Annotated in this window: 16 protein-coding genes; 10 read left to right on the top strand and 6 right to left on the bottom strand. The window is 71.6% G+C overall.

Annotated features, from left to right (window positions below; genetic code table 11):
* Window positions 1-70 precede the first annotated feature (70 nt).
* The 8 genes from MXD64_RS00650 to MXD64_RS00615 all read left to right on the top strand — a co-directional run bounded on the left by MXD64_RS00650 (window position 71) and on the right by MXD64_RS00615 (window position 4,684).
* Window positions 71-508 carry an Lrp/AsnC family transcriptional regulator gene (locus MXD64_RS00650; protein ID WP_017887694.1) on the top strand — a complete coding sequence of 146 codons (438 nt, stop codon included), beginning with the start codon at window positions 71-73 and terminating at the stop codon, window positions 506-508.
* 10 nt (window positions 509-518) lie between these two features.
* On the top strand, window positions 519-899 hold the full coding sequence (locus tag MXD64_RS00645; RefSeq protein ID WP_159557086.1) for a hypothetical protein: 381 nt from the start codon (window positions 519-521) through the stop codon (window positions 897-899).
* A 3-nt stretch (window positions 900-902) separates the two neighbouring features.
* Window positions 903-1,736 (top strand): nitroreductase family protein, encoded by an 834-nt coding sequence (locus MXD64_RS00640; protein ID WP_017887696.1) that lies wholly within the window; start codon window positions 903-905, stop codon window positions 1,734-1,736.
* Window positions 1,733-2,494 carry a YqjF family protein gene (locus MXD64_RS00635; RefSeq protein ID WP_017887697.1) on the top strand — a complete coding sequence of 254 codons (762 nt, stop codon included), beginning with the start codon at window positions 1,733-1,735 and terminating at the stop codon, window positions 2,492-2,494. The genes MXD64_RS00640 and MXD64_RS00635 overlap by 4 nt, the downstream gene beginning before the upstream one ends.
* 69 nt (window positions 2,495-2,563) lie before the next feature.
* Window positions 2,564-3,559: an SDR family oxidoreductase gene (locus MXD64_RS00630; RefSeq protein ID WP_071249863.1), complete on the top strand. Its 996-nt coding sequence runs from the start codon at window positions 2,564-2,566 to the stop codon at window positions 3,557-3,559.
* On the top strand, window positions 3,556-3,900 hold the full coding sequence (locus MXD64_RS00625) for a hypothetical protein (protein WP_262160771.1): 345 nt from the start codon (window positions 3,556-3,558) through the stop codon (window positions 3,898-3,900). The genes MXD64_RS00630 and MXD64_RS00625 overlap by 4 nt, the downstream gene beginning before the upstream one ends.
* 33 nt (window positions 3,901-3,933) lie before the next feature.
* The gene (locus MXD64_RS00620; protein WP_259551396.1) at window positions 3,934-4,476 is read left to right on the top strand and encodes a dihydrofolate reductase family protein; all 543 of its coding nucleotides are present in this window, start codon (window positions 3,934-3,936) and stop codon (window positions 4,474-4,476) included.
* Window positions 4,477-4,486: 10 nt separating this feature from the next.
* Window positions 4,487-4,684: a hypothetical protein gene (locus tag MXD64_RS00615; RefSeq protein WP_042537971.1), complete on the top strand. Its 198-nt coding sequence runs from the start codon at window positions 4,487-4,489 to the stop codon at window positions 4,682-4,684.
* A gap of 93 nt (window positions 4,685-4,777) precedes the next feature.
* Here MXD64_RS00615 and MXD64_RS00610 read toward each other — a convergent pair whose 3' ends face one another.
* On the bottom strand, window positions 4,778-8,347 hold the full coding sequence (locus tag MXD64_RS00610) for a bifunctional proline dehydrogenase/L-glutamate gamma-semialdehyde dehydrogenase (protein ID WP_263136942.1): 3,570 nt from the start codon (window positions 8,345-8,347) through the stop codon (window positions 4,778-4,780).
* A 128-nt stretch (window positions 8,348-8,475) separates the two neighbouring features.
* On the opposite strand from MXD64_RS00610, the gene MXD64_RS00605 reads away from it, so the two are divergent.
* Complete coding sequence (locus MXD64_RS00605; protein ID WP_159557076.1) at window positions 8,476-8,955, top strand: MarR family winged helix-turn-helix transcriptional regulator; 480 nt, start codon at window positions 8,476-8,478, stop codon at window positions 8,953-8,955.
* Here MXD64_RS00605 and MXD64_RS00600 read toward each other — a convergent pair.
* Genes MXD64_RS00600 through MXD64_RS00585 form a run of 4 tightly spaced genes read right to left on the bottom strand, consistent with a single transcriptional unit; the run spans window position 8,952 to window position 11,941 of the window.
* Window positions 8,952-9,659 (bottom strand): anti-sigma factor, encoded by a 708-nt coding sequence (locus tag MXD64_RS00600; RefSeq protein WP_017887704.1) that lies wholly within the window; start codon window positions 9,657-9,659, stop codon window positions 8,952-8,954. The two genes, MXD64_RS00605 and MXD64_RS00600, sit on opposite strands and share 4 nt — an antisense overlap.
* Window positions 9,656-10,171: a sigma-70 family RNA polymerase sigma factor gene (locus MXD64_RS00595; protein ID WP_017887705.1), complete on the bottom strand. Its 516-nt coding sequence runs from the start codon at window positions 10,169-10,171 to the stop codon at window positions 9,656-9,658. Before MXD64_RS00595 ends, MXD64_RS00600 begins: the two co-directional genes overlap by 4 nt.
* Complete coding sequence (locus tag MXD64_RS00590) at window positions 10,168-10,857, bottom strand: YceI family protein (protein WP_159145890.1); 690 nt, start codon at window positions 10,855-10,857, stop codon at window positions 10,168-10,170. The genes MXD64_RS00595 and MXD64_RS00590 overlap by 4 nt, the downstream gene beginning before the upstream one ends.
* 43 nt (window positions 10,858-10,900) lie before the next feature.
* The gene (locus MXD64_RS00585) at window positions 10,901-11,941 is read right to left on the bottom strand and encodes a TerC family protein (protein WP_017887707.1); all 1,041 of its coding nucleotides are present in this window, start codon (window positions 11,939-11,941) and stop codon (window positions 10,901-10,903) included.
* Between the two features lie 188 nt (window positions 11,942-12,129).
* Here MXD64_RS00585 and MXD64_RS00580 point away from each other — a divergent pair, with 188 nt between their 5' ends.
* Window positions 12,130-12,801: an HAD family hydrolase gene (locus MXD64_RS00580; protein ID WP_159557072.1), complete on the top strand. Its 672-nt coding sequence runs from the start codon at window positions 12,130-12,132 to the stop codon at window positions 12,799-12,801.
* Window positions 12,802-12,813: 12 nt separating this feature from the next.
* Here MXD64_RS00580 and MXD64_RS00575 read toward each other — a convergent pair whose 3' ends face one another.
* Window positions 12,814-13,341, bottom strand: a complete 528-nt coding sequence (locus MXD64_RS00575) for an AAA family ATPase (protein WP_042537976.1) — start codon at window positions 13,339-13,341, stop codon at window positions 12,814-12,816.
* Window positions 13,342-13,377: the final 36 nt, after the last annotated feature.

Genomic DNA, 13,377 nt, shown 5'->3' with positions numbered 1-13,377 from the left:
TTCGGGTGACGCACGTTTCGTGCGCGAGACCCACCGGCCTCGCAACAAGTCCGCGTACGATAGGGGACAAATGGACACGCTCGACCACCGCATCCTGGATCAGCTCCGGGACAACGCCCGCGCCGGCTACGGCGACATCGGGTCGGTGGTCGGACTCTCGGCCTCGGCCGTCAAGCGCCGCGTCGACCGGCTGGTCGGTGACGGTGTCATCCAGGGGTTCACGATCAAGGTCGACCCCGCCGTCGAGGACCGCGGCACCGAGGCCTGGGTCGAGCTCTACTGCCGCGGCACCGTGTCACCCGACGAGCTGCGTGCCCTGCTCGACACCGTCCCCGAGGTCATCGACGCCGGCACGGTCACCGGCAGCGCCGACGCCGTCGTGCACATGCGTTCGAAGGACCTGTCCGCGCTCGAAGAGGCGCTCGACAAGGTCCGCCTCGCTCCCCAGGTCGACCACACCCGCTCCGCGATCGTGCTCTCCAAGCTCGTCAGTCGAGAGACCGCGTAACGTCCCACGCATGGGACGGAAGACGGCCGGGAGGCGCGGATCACCGCCCGCGGGATCGCGTCCGGCCCGGCAGCTGGTCACCGCTGCGGGCCTCGCCTACGTCGCGAACTGCCTGTGGGGCACCGCGGTCGCCGTGCGGCTGATCCGCACGAAGAAGCTCCGCGTCGTGCACCACGGGCTGTTCGTCGTGACCGCGACCCTGACCGGTGTCGCCGCAACGACCCCCGTGTGGACGCGCGACCGGACCGCGCTGTTCCTGCTGCCGGCACTCGTGCCGCTGGCGGTCGCTCCACGCACGAACCCACGCGCCGGAGCACACTGGAGGGTCGCGGTCGCCGCAGCACCGTCCTACCTGGGGGCCGTGCTCGCCCGCAGGCGATCAGAGAGGTGAGCAGTGGAGCTGTTCGAGGCCATCCGACGACGACGCACGACGAACGGGCCGTTCCTGCCCGATCCGGTGTCGGAGGAGCACCAGCGGCTGCTCATGGAGCTCGCCGGACGGGCGCCGTCGCAGCTCAACAGCCAGCCGTGGCGCTTTGTACTGGTCGAGGAGCGCGAGACGATCGACCGCGTCGCCGAGATCAGCGGCAGCTCGATGACTCGCACCATGGCCGCGGGCACGTTCTTCGAGCGGTACAAGCCGTACTTCCGGTTCTCGAAGGCCGAGATGGACGAGCGGCGCGACGGGATGCTGTTCGACAAGCTCCCCGGGCCGCTGCGGCCGTTCACGAAGCAGGTGTTCACGAAGCGCGGGCAGCTGCTCATGAACACGCTCCGGGTGCCGCAGACCCTGGGTGAGGAGAACCGGAAGCTCGTCGCCGGGTCGCCGCTGCTGCTCGGCGTGATGCTCGACCGCCACGAGTACCGGAAGGAGGAGCTGTCCGGCTTCTACTCGGTGTTCAGCATGGGCGCGGCGATGGAGAACATCTGGCTCGCGACGACCGAGCTCGGCCTGGGGATCCAGTTCGTGTCCTTCCCGATGGAGACCCCCGGCGCGTGGGAGGAGATCGAGGGACTGCTCCGCGTGCCCGAGTCGCTCGAGCTGATGGCCGTCTACCGGATCGGGTACCTGCCCCCGGAACGACGACGGCCGGCCATCGACTGGACGTCGAGCGAGCGGAAGCGTCCCTCGCAGTACGTGTTCCGCGGCACCTGCGACACCCCGCAGCGCGGGTGGGACGACGCACCCGTCGCAGCCCACATCGAACCGGAGGCGACCACATCGTGACCGACACCCGACCCACCCAGAGCGCCCCGGGCCTCCAGCCCGTCGCCCCCGGCCTGCCGGGCCGTCCCTGGATCTCGCAGGACTGGCTCGACGTCGTCTTCGTGCACTGGCGCGTCGACGTGTCGGCGGTGGCGCCGCTGCTACCGGCCGGCACACGGCCCGACACGATGGCGCTCGACGGCACCGACGACGGCGTGACCACCTGGGTGGGCCTCATCGCGTTCCGGTTCGAGGACACCCGGTTCCCGCCGTTCTCGACCGGGAGCATCGGCGACTTCGTCGAGCTGAACGTCCGCGTCTACACGGTCGACGAGCAGGGACAGCGCGGGGTGGTGTTCCTGTCGCTCGACGCCGGCAAGCTCCTGCCGACCATCGGGGCGCGAGTCGCGACGGGCCTGCCGTACCGGTGGGCGGTCGCGGAGTCGCGCAGCGGTGACGGCCGCGTGGGGTACGCGATGCGGCGGCACGGCACCCACCTGCGGTCGATGCTCGACGTCCGGATCGGTGAGGCGCTCGACGAGCCGGGGCCCCTCGAGACGTTCCTGACCGCGAGGTGGGGCATGCACGTGCACCGGGCCGGACGGACGCGGTTCTGGCCGAACGAGCACGAGTCGTGGCCGTTGCACCGGGCCTCGGTGGTGTCGCTGCGGGACGACCTGGTCGGAGCGGCCGGGCTGCCCTTCGGGCTGACGGAGCTCGAGCCGGACTCGGTGCTCTACTCGCCGGGGGTCACGACGCGGTTCGGTCGGGGGCGCTGAGCACGGCTGCTGCCGCGTCGGGGGACAGCGGCTGAGTGGTGCACGGCCGACCGCAGGTACAAGGGAGCCATGACTCGAGTGGCAGTGGTGACCGGTGGATCCGCAGGACTGGGACGGGCGACCGTCCGGGAGCTCGCCGCACGGGGGTGGGACGTGGCCGTCCTGGCCCGCGGGCAGGAGGGCGTCGACGCCGCCGTCGCCGAGGTCGAGGCCGCCGGGCGACGCGGGCTGGCCCTGGTCGCCGACGTCTCCGACCGCGACGCCGTCGAGGCCGCGGCCGACCGGGTCGAGCGGGAGCTCGGACCGATCGACCTGTGGGTGAACGGCGTGATGGTCGGGGTGTTCGGGAAGTTCCTCGACACCGCCCCGGAGGACTTCGAGCGGGCGCTGCACGTGACCTACCTCGGCTTCGTGAACGGCACCCGGTCGGCGTTGTCACGGATGGTCCCCCGCGGTCGTGGGCACGTGATCCAGGTCGGTTCGGCGCTCGGGTTCCGCGGGATCCCCCTGCAGGCCGCGTACTGCGGCGCGAAGCACGCGATCGTCGGGTTCACCGAGTCCGTCGTCTCCGAGCTGCGCGAACAGGGCAGCAAGGTCAAGGTGTCCCGCGTGGACATGCCGGCGCTCAACACGATCCAGTTCCAGTGGGTGAAGTCGAAGCTGCCGCACCACCCGCAGCCCGTCGCCCCGATCTACCAGCCCGAGGTCGGTGCCCGGGCCATCGCCGCGGTGGCCGAACGACCGCGCAGCCGCACCTGGGTGGGCGAGTCCACGGTCTACACGATCCTCGGCAACCGGATCAGCGGACGCTTCGCCGACTGGTACGCCGCCAAGACCCTGGTCGACGGGCAGCAGGCTCCGGACAAGGACGGCCTCGAGATGCGGGACAACCTGTACGAGCCGGTGCCGGGCGACCACGGTGCACACGGGGTCTTCGACGAGTCCGCGCACGCCTGGTCGCCGCAGACCTGGTGGGTGGAGCACCGCCGGGTCGGCAACGGGATCATCGGAGCGGTGCTCGGTGCCGCCGGGGCCGTCGCCCTCGTCGCAGGACGCCGACGATGAGCCGCCGGTCGTCGACCGTGCCCGAAGCAGCCGTCGTCGAGCTGGCCCGAGCTGGGCTCGGCCTGTGGCACCTGAGCCGTGCGGCCCGAGGGTCGGACCAGGCGGCGCTGCACGGTGTGCTCGGGGTCCGGCAGCTCGCACAGGCCACGCTCGTCGCGCGGGCTGGTTCCGGCAACGCGCACACCCTGAGCGCCGTCGTGGACACCATGCACGGCGTGACGATGGTGCCGCTGGCCGTCGCCGATCCCCGTCGCCGCCGGTTCGCGCTCGACCAGCTCTGGATCGCCGCCGTCCTGGCGATCGCCGAGGCAGCGGTCGTCGGTCGCGGAGGACGGCGCTGAGTGCTGTCGGGGGTGCTCGGTAGCGTCCCCGGCATGAGCACGATCTACTCCGTCGCGTCCTCGCTGGACGGCTTCGTCGCTGCGCCCGACGACGACCTCGACTGGCTGCTGCGGTTCGGCTTCGAGCCGTTCCAGGAGCACCACGACCGGTTCTACGCGGGCGTCGGCGCGATCGCGATGGGGTCGACGACGTACGAGTGGTTGCTCGAGCACGACGACACGTGGGCGTACCCGGACCTGGCGACGTGGGTGTTCACGACCCGTGACCTGCCGGTGCCCGACGGCGCCGACGTGCGCTTCGTCTCGGGCGAGGTCGGCGACCACCAGGCCGACCTCGAGCGCGTGGCCGCCGGCGGTGACGTCTGGGTCGTCGGCGGCGGACTGCTCGCGGCGCAGTACCAGCAGGCGGGCATCCTCGACGAGCTGCGGGTCACCGTGATGCCGATCGCACTCGGTGCCGGAGCCCCACTGCTGCCGGTCGCCGCACCGACGCCGGTGTACGAACTCGTCGGCACCACGCAGTTCGACGGCGGGGCGGTCGAGCTCCACTACCGTTCCGCAGCAACCGCGGCGTAGCGTCCGGAGCATGAGCGACAACGAGCAGACCGAGCCCGTCATGGACGGTGCCACCGATGCCACGAACCACGAGAAGCTGCAGGGTCTGATCGAGCAGGTCGACCACGACCACGCCGGTGAGGGTGCGGGCGCGATGGCGGACCACCTGCGGGACCGCATGGCCGAGACCGGCGTCGAGGACGAAGAAGCGGGTGACGCCGAGGACTGATCCCCGGGGCACTTCGTGAGCAGAAGAGGTCGGGTCCCGTCTGGGGATCCGACCTCTTCTGCTCACGAAGCGAAACGCAACGCGCGGAACTGCTCAGACGCGCAGCTCGGAGAACTCGCTGTCGACGTCGCCGAACCGGTGCGCGGTGATCGACACCGACTGCTCGCGCAGGTACGGCAGCATCTCGATCACGCCGGCCTCGACCACGGGGGCGTCGTGGATCGCGACGTCGATGCTCGCGCCCAGTGCTTCTTCGAGAGCCTGGGAGTCGCCGCCGAGCAGCCGGATGCGGGCCCCGGGACCGCCGAACGCCGTGTGTGCCGGGCGGTCCTGCCCCTGTGACAGCACGGCCTCGAGCGCGTCGACGGGCTCGTCGTCCTGACCGCTGGACCAGTCCGCCTGGAACACCGCCCCCGACGACGCGCGGGCGTGGAACTCCTGGTCGGACTCCACCAGGTGGTCGACGACGTCGAGCGGCGACCGGTTCCCCGCCAGCAGCTGGGTGAGGGGGCCGGGCAGCGGCCGAGCCGTGCTCAGCAGGACGTGCGCCCGTGCCGAGGTCGCGGCGACGAGCGTCCGGACGAGGTCCACGGTCGAGGCGTTCTCGGCCTGGCGCACGATGACGGACTGGGGACGGTGACGCAGCACGTTCCGCTGCACCACGAGTCCCGCCAGGTCCTGCGAGCGGAACAGGGTCTCGCGTGCACGGACGTCGCTCAGGGCACCGGCGCGCACACGGTCGAACTCCTCGAACGACAGCCCGCTGCGTGCGGCCTCGATCACCGCGGTCACGCGCGGGGGCAGGCCGTGCAGCTGGATGCTCCGGTGCACCGTGCGGGGCGTGGGCAGCCACCGGCCGAGCGTCGCGACGTACATCGGACCGCCGGCCTTGGTGCCGGTACCGACCGACGAACCCTTCCAGCCGCCGAACGGCTGGCGCCCGACGACGGCACCGGTGGTGCCGCGGTTGACGGAGAGGTTGCCGGCGCGGACACGGGCGAGCCACTCGGACACCTCGTCGACGTCGAGCGAGTGGATGCCCGCCGTCAGCCCGAAGTCGGTGCCGTTCTGGATCGCGATGGCCTGCTCGAGGGTCTCGGCCCGCATGATGCCGAGCACCGGGCCCGAGTACACGGTCTGGTGGAAGTCGCTGCCGGGGCGGACACCGTCGCGGATGCCCGGCGACCAGAGCCGACCGGAGTCGTCGACCGCCTCGGGCTGCACGAGCCAGGACTCCCCCGGGCCGAGCTCGGTCAGACCCTGACGGAGGGCGCCCTGCGGCTCCGTGATGAGCGGGCCGACCTGCGCCGTGGGGTCGTCGGGCCACGCCACCCGGAGCGTGCGGGTGGCGTCGACGAGCTGCCGCTGGAAGCGCTCGCTCTCGCCCACCGACCCGACCAGGATCACCAGCGACGCCGCCGAGCACTGCTGTCCGGCGTGCCCGAAGGCGGACCGCACGATGTCCTGCACCGCCAGGTCCAGGTCGGCGCTCGGCGTGACGACGATGGCGTTCTTGCCGCTCGTCTCGGCGTTGAGCGGCAGTCCGGCGCGCCACCAGCGGAACGAGCGGGCGGTGTCGGACGAGCCGGTCAGGATGATGCGGTCGACCGTGGGGTGGCCGACGAGGTCGCGGCCGAGTTCGTCCTCGGCCAGGTCGACGAGCTGCAGCAGCGAGTGCGGCACCCCGGCGTCCCAGAGCACGTCGGCGAGCACGGCCCCCGAGCGCTTCGCTTCGGGTGCGGGCTTGAACACGACACCGCTGCCCGCGGCGAGCGCAGCCAGCACGCCCCCGGCGGGGACCGCGACGGGGGAGCTCCACGGTGACACGACGACGGTCAACCGTGGCGGCACGTACTGCGCGCCCTCGACGTCCCCGAGGCGCCGAGCGCGCTCGGCGTAGTAGTGGGCGGCGTCGACGGCGTCGGTCACCTCGGTGTCGGCCTCGGTGAAGGTCTTGCCGGTCTCGGCGGCCATGACCTCGATCAGGTCGGCGCGGCGGGTCTCGAGTTCGTGTCCGATGAGGTCGAGGAGCTCGGCGCGGTCGGACGGGTCCTGTCGGCCCCAGTTCACGCCGGCCTGGGCGGTCCGGGCCATGATCCGCTCGAGCTTGGAGCGGTCGGCGACCTTCGCCCCACGGATCGTCTGCGCACCGAGCTGCGAGCGCGGCACCCGGCGCAGGACGTCGAGTGCCCAGGCCCGGTTCGCGGCGACGGACGGGTCGGTGTCGGGGGCGTTCCGGAACGCGTCCCGCAGGACCGGTTCACCGAGCGCGCGGTGGCGGTCCTGGGTGCGGTGGCTGGCGGGGACGGGTTCGTCGAGTGCGGCGACGGATGCCAGGAACCGGCTGTGCTCCCGCTCGAACACGCTGGCGTCGTGGTCGATGTCGGACGCGGCGGCGAGGAAGTTCTCGGGGCTGGCGCTCTCCTGCAGGCGGCGCGCCAGGTACGCGATGGCGGAGTCGAACTCGTCCGGCTGGACGACGGGCGTGTAGAGCAGGATCTGCCCGACTTCGGCGCGGACGGCCTGCGCGTGGGTCGACGCCATGCCGAGCAGCATCTCGACGTCGACGGCGTCGGTCACCCCGCGCCGATGGGCGAGCACCCACGCGGTGGCGAGGTCGAACAGGTTGTGCCCGGCGACCCCGATCCGCACGGCGTCGGTGCGTTCCGGCGTCAGCGCGGCGTCGAGCATCCGGAGGTAGGCGGTGTCGGTCTCGCGCTTGCTGCCCCAGGTGGCGAGGGGCCACCCGTGCACGATCGCGTCGACGTGTTCCATCGCGAGGTTCGCGCCCTTGACGAGCCGCACCGTGATCGGGGCTCCGCCGCGCGACCGGCGTTCCTGCGCCCACTCGGTCAGCGCGTCGAGCGCTCCGGCGGCGTCGGGCAGGTAGGCCTGCAGCACGATGCCGGCCTGCAGGTCGGCGAACTCGTCACGGTCGAGCAGCGTCCGGAACACGGCGAGGGTGACGTCGAGGTCGCGGTACTCCTCGATGTCGAGGTTGATGAACTTGGCGGGGCGTCCGGCGGCCGTCGGCGCCGCGGCCAGGCGGTACAGCGGGACGAGCCGGTCGACGACGCGCTCGACGGTCTGGTCGAAGGCCCACGGCGAGGTCTGCGGCACGACGGCGCTCACCTTGATCGACACGTGGTCGACGTCGTCGCGGGCGAGCAGGTCCATCGTGCCCTGCAGGCGTCGGTCGCTCTCGCCGCTGCCGAGGACGGCTTCGCCGAGCAGGTTCACGTTGAGGCGGGTGCCCGGTCCGCGGAGCTTGGCGAGCGCGGGACCGAGCTTGCTCGTGCTCGCGTCGATCACCAGGTGCCCGGTCATCCGGCGCAGGATCCGGCGCGCGGTGGGGATCACGGCCCACGGCGCCATGGTGGCGAACCCGCCACCCAGCGTCACCGCACCGCGCAGGTACCAGGCGAGGAAGTCGGGGACGTCACGGCTCAGCTGCTCGAGGTTGCGCGCGGCGACCCGGGGGTCTTCGGGACGGACGACCTTGTCGACGAAACCACGGGTGAAGTCGAGGCCCTGCTCGTCGCGCAGGACCTGGGCCAGACGGGCCGCACCCGGGTCGGGCTTCACCCCGGCGGACGCCGCCAGCCACCGGCGCACGAGCGCGACGGCGTCATCGGTGGTGTCCTGGAGGCGAGCACTCGGCATCCCCCGATCGTATGCCGCACGTCCGACGCGGCCTCGGAGCACGCCGTACGTCGGCCAGGAGTCATCCGAGCGGATGAAAGCACCCGTGGCGCGGTCCGATGCCCCGCCCGGTGGATACGCTGGTCGGCATGTCGACGGAGGGCAACGGTGGCCACGACTGGGTCACCTGGGACGCGTACCACGACGCCTGGCGACGGCTCGACCGGGCGCTCGACCGGGCCGTCCAGGCGGGAGCCGGCATCTCGGTCCCCGAGTTCGAGATCCTGATCGGCCTGCACCGCGACCCCGACCACCGTCTGCGCGTCCGGGACATCGCCACGGGGATCGGCTGGGAGAAGTCGCGCGTCAGCCACCAGGTCACGCGGATGGTGGCCCGCGGCCTGGTCGAGCGCGCCGACTGCCCGAGCGACGCGCGCGGCAGCTGGGTGGTCATGACCGCGGACGGTCGTCGAGCGGTGCTCGCCGGCATCCGCGCGCACACCGGTGCGCTGGAGGACCTGTTCTGGAGGCCCGTGGGGACCGACGCCGAGACGCTGCGGTCCGTCAGCGCGCACGTCCAGGACGCCATCGGCCCCGACGACGCTGCGGACGAGGCCGACGCCGGCTAGAGCGTGACGACGGCGAGCGCGCCGCGCTCACCGCGCAGCCGCACCTGGACGCTCCTGATGTCGTCGCGCGGGATGTCCGTCGAGGCCGACAGCCCGCGCGCATCCGCACCGGCAGCCGTCCACGAGCCGACGGTCTGCGTCGTGCCGTCGTTCCGGACGACGACGAGGTCGTAGAGGATCGACCCGTCGGGGGACCACGCCTTGCCGCCGTACGAGCACCCCCAGTCGAAGCGGGTGCCCCACTGCTCGCCGCTGACGGCCAGCTTGACGTCGAGGCCCTGCACGCCGCTCATGTCGTACCGGTCGGCGGTGGCCGCAGCGGTCGGCGCGGAGCCGGCCTGCACCGTGGTGCGCTCCCCCGCTGCCCCGACCGCGAGCCCGCCCAGGACGGCGGCGACCACCGCGAGCCCGGCGGTGGCGGCGACCCAGACCCGGCGACGGCGGCGACGGTGTCGGACGCGGTGCGCGACGGAGGCGAGGTCGCTCTCGGAACGGGTGTCGGGCCTCCCGTCCGGTTCCGCGATCTCGATCGCCTGGTCGGCCGGCAGCTTGCCGAGCAGACCCGGCAGACCGACCAGCTCGGCGACGGCGGCCGCACAGCGGTCGCAGTTCTCGATGTGTCGCTCGTACTCCAGGCGCTCGCTCGCCGGGAGCGACCCGAGGACGTACGCCGCATCCCACTCTGCGTACTTGTCGTCGCTCATCGGGTCACTCCTCGTTCCTGCAGTGCGAGCCGGAGGGCTCGCAGCCCGTAGTGCAGCCGCGACTTGGCGGTGCCCTCCGGGATGTCGTGTCGTCGTGCGATCTCCGGCACCGTGTGCCCGAGCCAGTACGCGTCGACCACCACGCGGCGGTGGTCCGGGGTCAGCGACGCGAGTGCGTCGGCGACCACGATCCGGTCCAGCACGGCGTCCGTGCTGTCCGACTCGATCCGTTCCACCTGGTGTTCGGTGCCGTGCTCGCGCCGGTTGTGTGCGGACCGCGCCTCGTCCACGACCAGGTTGCGCGCCACCGTGAACAACCACGCCCGTGCGCTGTCGGGTGCCCGTTCGAGCACGGCCGGGCGCTGCCAGGCGCGGACCATCGCCTCCTGCACGACGTCCTCGACCGTCGAGCCGTCCCGCGTGAGGTGCCGGACGTACCGCGTGAGCGCGTCACCGTGCTCGCGGTACAGCGTCGCGAGCAACTCGTCCGCGGAACGGCTCGTCACGGTCACTTCCCGAGGTCGAGGGAGAACTCGACGGAGCCCTTCCCGTCCACGGTGACGAAGCCGAGCGAGGGGGCCTTCACGCCGTAGTCGGCGAAGGTGATCGGCACGGTGCCGGCGACCTGGACGGTGCCGCCCTTGCCGACCGCGACCTGCGCGTCGGCCGTGACCGGCTTCTCGACGCCGTGCAGCTCCATCGTGCCGGTCAGGGTGACGGCCTGCGTGGAGCCGTCGAGCGCCTTCGTGACGTCGACGGGCTTGGTGAGCTCGAACGTCGCCGTCGGGTACTTGTCGGTCTGCAGTGCCGTGGAGCGGAAGTACTCGTCGCGTGCGGCTTCGGGGGTGCTGATCTTGCCGACCTGCACGGTGACGGACGCCTTGGTGAGCGAGCCGCCGTCGACGACGGCAGTGCCCTTGACGTCCTTCGTGCGACCGACCACGTTCACATCATTCCCCTGCAGGACCTCGTGCACCCGGTACCCGGCGTACGAGCTGCTCTTGCTGGTCCAGGTGCCGTCGGCGTCCTTCGCGTCGAGGGTGCCGGACGAGGACGCCGACAGCGAGGGTGCTGCCGCGGCCTGGCCGTTGACGGTGTTCGCGTAGATGACCGGGCCGGCGATGACGGCTGCTGCCGCCACGACGACGACGCCGGCGGAGATCCCGATGATGACCTTGGTGCGTTTGCGGAGTGCCATACCCAGACAACGAGGGAGCGGAGCGGATCGTTCAAACGGGTTTTCAGTCGGAGGTCCGGGCGGGGTCCTGGTCGGCTCGGTCCTGGTCGATCTCGGCTGCGCCGTCGTCGGTCGCGGGGGTCTCGCCGCGCATGCGCACGAGGCTCGCCAGCGTCGACACGGCCATCGCGGCGACGATCACGAGCAGGGACACCCACGTGTTGATCTCCGGTGCCCACTCGATGTGGTGGCCGCCGTTCAGGAACGGCAGCTCGTTGTCGTGCAGCGCGTGCAGGACGAGCTTGACACCGATGAAGGCCAGGATCACCGCGATGCCGTACTTCAGGTAGACCAGGCGCTCGAGCAGACCGCCGAGCAGGAAGTAGAGCTGGCGCAGGCCCATCAGGGCGAAGACGTTCGCGGTGAACACGATGAAGGGACTCTCGGTGATGCCGAAGATCGCCGGGATCGAGTCGAGCGCGAACAGCAGGTCGGTGGTGCCGATCGCGATGAGCACGACGAGCAGCGGCGTGAAGTGCCGGACGCCGTCGTGGTGGGTGCGGAACTTCATGCCGTCGAACGTGTCGGTGAGGCGGACCCGGCGGCGCAGCAGCCGGACGATGAAGCTGTCCTTCTGGTCGTCCTCGTCCTCGCCGCGGAGCTGCTGGATCGCCGTCCAGATCAGCCAGGCACCGAAGATGTAGAAGATCCACGAGAAGTTCTCGATGAGCTGCGCGCCGACCAGGATGAAGATCCCGCGGAGCACGAGCGCGATGATGATGCCGAGCAGCAGCACCTCTTGCTGGATCTTCTTCGGCACCGAGAAGCGCGCCATGATGATGACGAACACGAACAGGTTGTCGATGCTCAGGCTGTACTCGGTCAGCCAGCCCGCCAGGAACTGCCCGGCCGAGTCACCGCCGGCGAAGACCAGCATCAGCACCGCGAAGACCAGCGCCAGCCCGACGTAGACGCCCACCCAGATGCCGGATTCGCGCAGCGTCGGCACGTGCGGGCGACGCGCGACGATGAGCAGGTCGGCGAGCAGGATCGCGACCAGGGCGATCATCGAGCCGACTTCGAACACGACGGGGAGCTCGGGCATGCGGAGCCTTCCTTGCTGGTGGTGGGGCGGGCCGCTTCGTGAGTGGCCCGGACCAGTCTCCGGCATGATCCGGGCGGTGGCGAACCCCGGGGCTGCGTGCGGCGGACAGTGCTGTGCACCTCGCAGGGGTCCGCAGCTGTTCACCTCGCAGGGTCCGCCCGGACCGGGAGCGGCCCTAGCCTGGGCACGTGGGGACTCCGCGAGCGATCGGCTTCGACCTGGACGGCACGCTGTTCGACCACCACGGGTCGGCTCGGGCGGGCGTGACCCGGTTCCTGCAGGGCTTCGGCGTCGAGGCCACGGAGGCGGTCCTCCGCGACTGGTTCACGGCCGAGGACGAGCAGTTCGAGCGTTGGCGGTCCGGGGCGATCAGCTTCCAGGAACAGCGACGCGCACGGCTCCGCACGGTCCTGCCGCCGCTGGGCGTCGAGGTGCCCGAGGACGACGCCGGCTTGGACGCGGTGTTCGACGACTACTCGGGTGCGTACCGGGAGGCATGGCGGCTCTTCCCCGAGAGCCTGCCGCTGCTGCACGAGCTGCGCGAGCACGGACACCGCCTCGGGCTCCTGACGAACGGCACGGAGACCCAGCAACGCGACAAGCTCGCGCGGACCGGCCTGGCCGACGCGTTCGACGTCGTCTGCACCTCGGAACGCATCGGGTTCCAGAAGCCGGACGTCCGCGCGTTCGGAACCCTGGCGCGGGAGCTCGGCGTGGACCCGGCGGACTGTCTCTTCGTGGGCGACGACCCCGAGCGCGACGTGGTCGGTGCCAGGGCGGCCGGGATGCGGGCGGTGCTGGTCGACCACGGGCAGCCGGAGCGCCCCGGCATCCGGGAGCTCGTGCTGTCAGCGCTCTGACGTCACCGCCGGTCAGCGCTCTGACGTCACCGCGTCCGCGACGGCGCGGGCGACCTCGCTGGCCGGGGTGTCGGTCGCGTCGATGACCTCGGCCTCGGCGTGCAGCCAGCCGCGCGCCGCTTCGGCGTAGGCGTCGACGTACGCGAACCGGAACGTCGACGGGCCCACGATCGGGTCGTGCTGGATCCGGTCGCGGAGCGTCGGCTCGTCGACGTGCAGCACGAAGTGCCGGACCGGGATGCCGTGGGCGGCGAGTCCCGCGGCGATCTCGCGCCAGTAGGCCTCGACCAGGACCGTCATCGGCATGATGAGCGGTCCGCCCACGTAGTCGTGCACCCGGCGGGCGGTCTCGACCACGAGCGGCCGCCACGGGTCCCAGTGCTGGAAGTTGTCACTGGCCGGCAGCCCCGGCGTGACGTCCATCAGCACCTCGCCGACCTTCTCGGCATCGAGGACCCGCGAGCCGGGCAGCAGCGGCTGGAGCAGTCGGCTCGTCGTCGTCTTGCCCGCCCCGTGTGTTCCGTTCAACCAGACGATCACACCAGGACCCTAGCCGCCGACCACCCCGTGGGGCGG

Source organism: Curtobacterium sp. Arg-1 (assembly GCF_025643395.1).
Taxonomy (GTDB): domain Bacteria; phylum Actinomycetota; class Actinomycetes; order Actinomycetales; family Microbacteriaceae; genus Curtobacterium; species Curtobacterium poinsettiae.
The sequence above is the reverse complement of the archived record's forward strand: the minus strand, read 5'-3'. Positions and strand labels throughout refer to the sequence as shown.

Bases quoted from the DNA above. Each gene is read 5' to 3' on its own strand.
- MXD64_RS00615 (WP_042537971.1), top strand. From the start codon at position 4,487: ATGAGCGACAACGAGCAGACCGAGCCCGTCATGGACGGTGCCACCGAT.
- MXD64_RS00585 (WP_017887707.1), bottom strand. From the start codon at position 11,941: ATGCCCGAGCTCCCCGTCGTGTTCGAAGTCGGCTCGATGATCGCCCTG.
- MXD64_RS00645 (WP_159557086.1), top strand. From the start codon at position 519: ATGGGACGGAAGACGGCCGGGAGGCGCGGATCACCGCCCGCGGGATCG.
- MXD64_RS00610 (WP_263136942.1), bottom strand. From the start codon at position 8,347: ATGCCGAGTGCTCGCCTCCAGGACACCACCGATGACGCCGTCGCGCTC.
- MXD64_RS00650 (WP_017887694.1), top strand. From the start codon at position 71: ATGGACACGCTCGACCACCGCATCCTGGATCAGCTCCGGGACAACGCC.
- MXD64_RS00605 (WP_159557076.1), top strand. From the start codon at position 8,476: ATGTCGACGGAGGGCAACGGTGGCCACGACTGGGTCACCTGGGACGCG.
- MXD64_RS00625 (WP_262160771.1), top strand. From the start codon at position 3,556: ATGAGCCGCCGGTCGTCGACCGTGCCCGAAGCAGCCGTCGTCGAGCTG.
- MXD64_RS00590 (WP_159145890.1), bottom strand. From the start codon at position 10,857: ATGGCACTCCGCAAACGCACCAAGGTCATCATCGGGATCTCCGCCGGC.
- MXD64_RS00620 (WP_259551396.1), top strand. From the start codon at position 3,934: ATGAGCACGATCTACTCCGTCGCGTCCTCGCTGGACGGCTTCGTCGCT.
- MXD64_RS00600 (WP_017887704.1), bottom strand. From the start codon at position 9,659: ATGAGCGACGACAAGTACGCAGAGTGGGATGCGGCGTACGTCCTCGGG.
- MXD64_RS00630 (WP_071249863.1), top strand. From the start codon at position 2,564: ATGACTCGAGTGGCAGTGGTGACCGGTGGATCCGCAGGACTGGGACGG.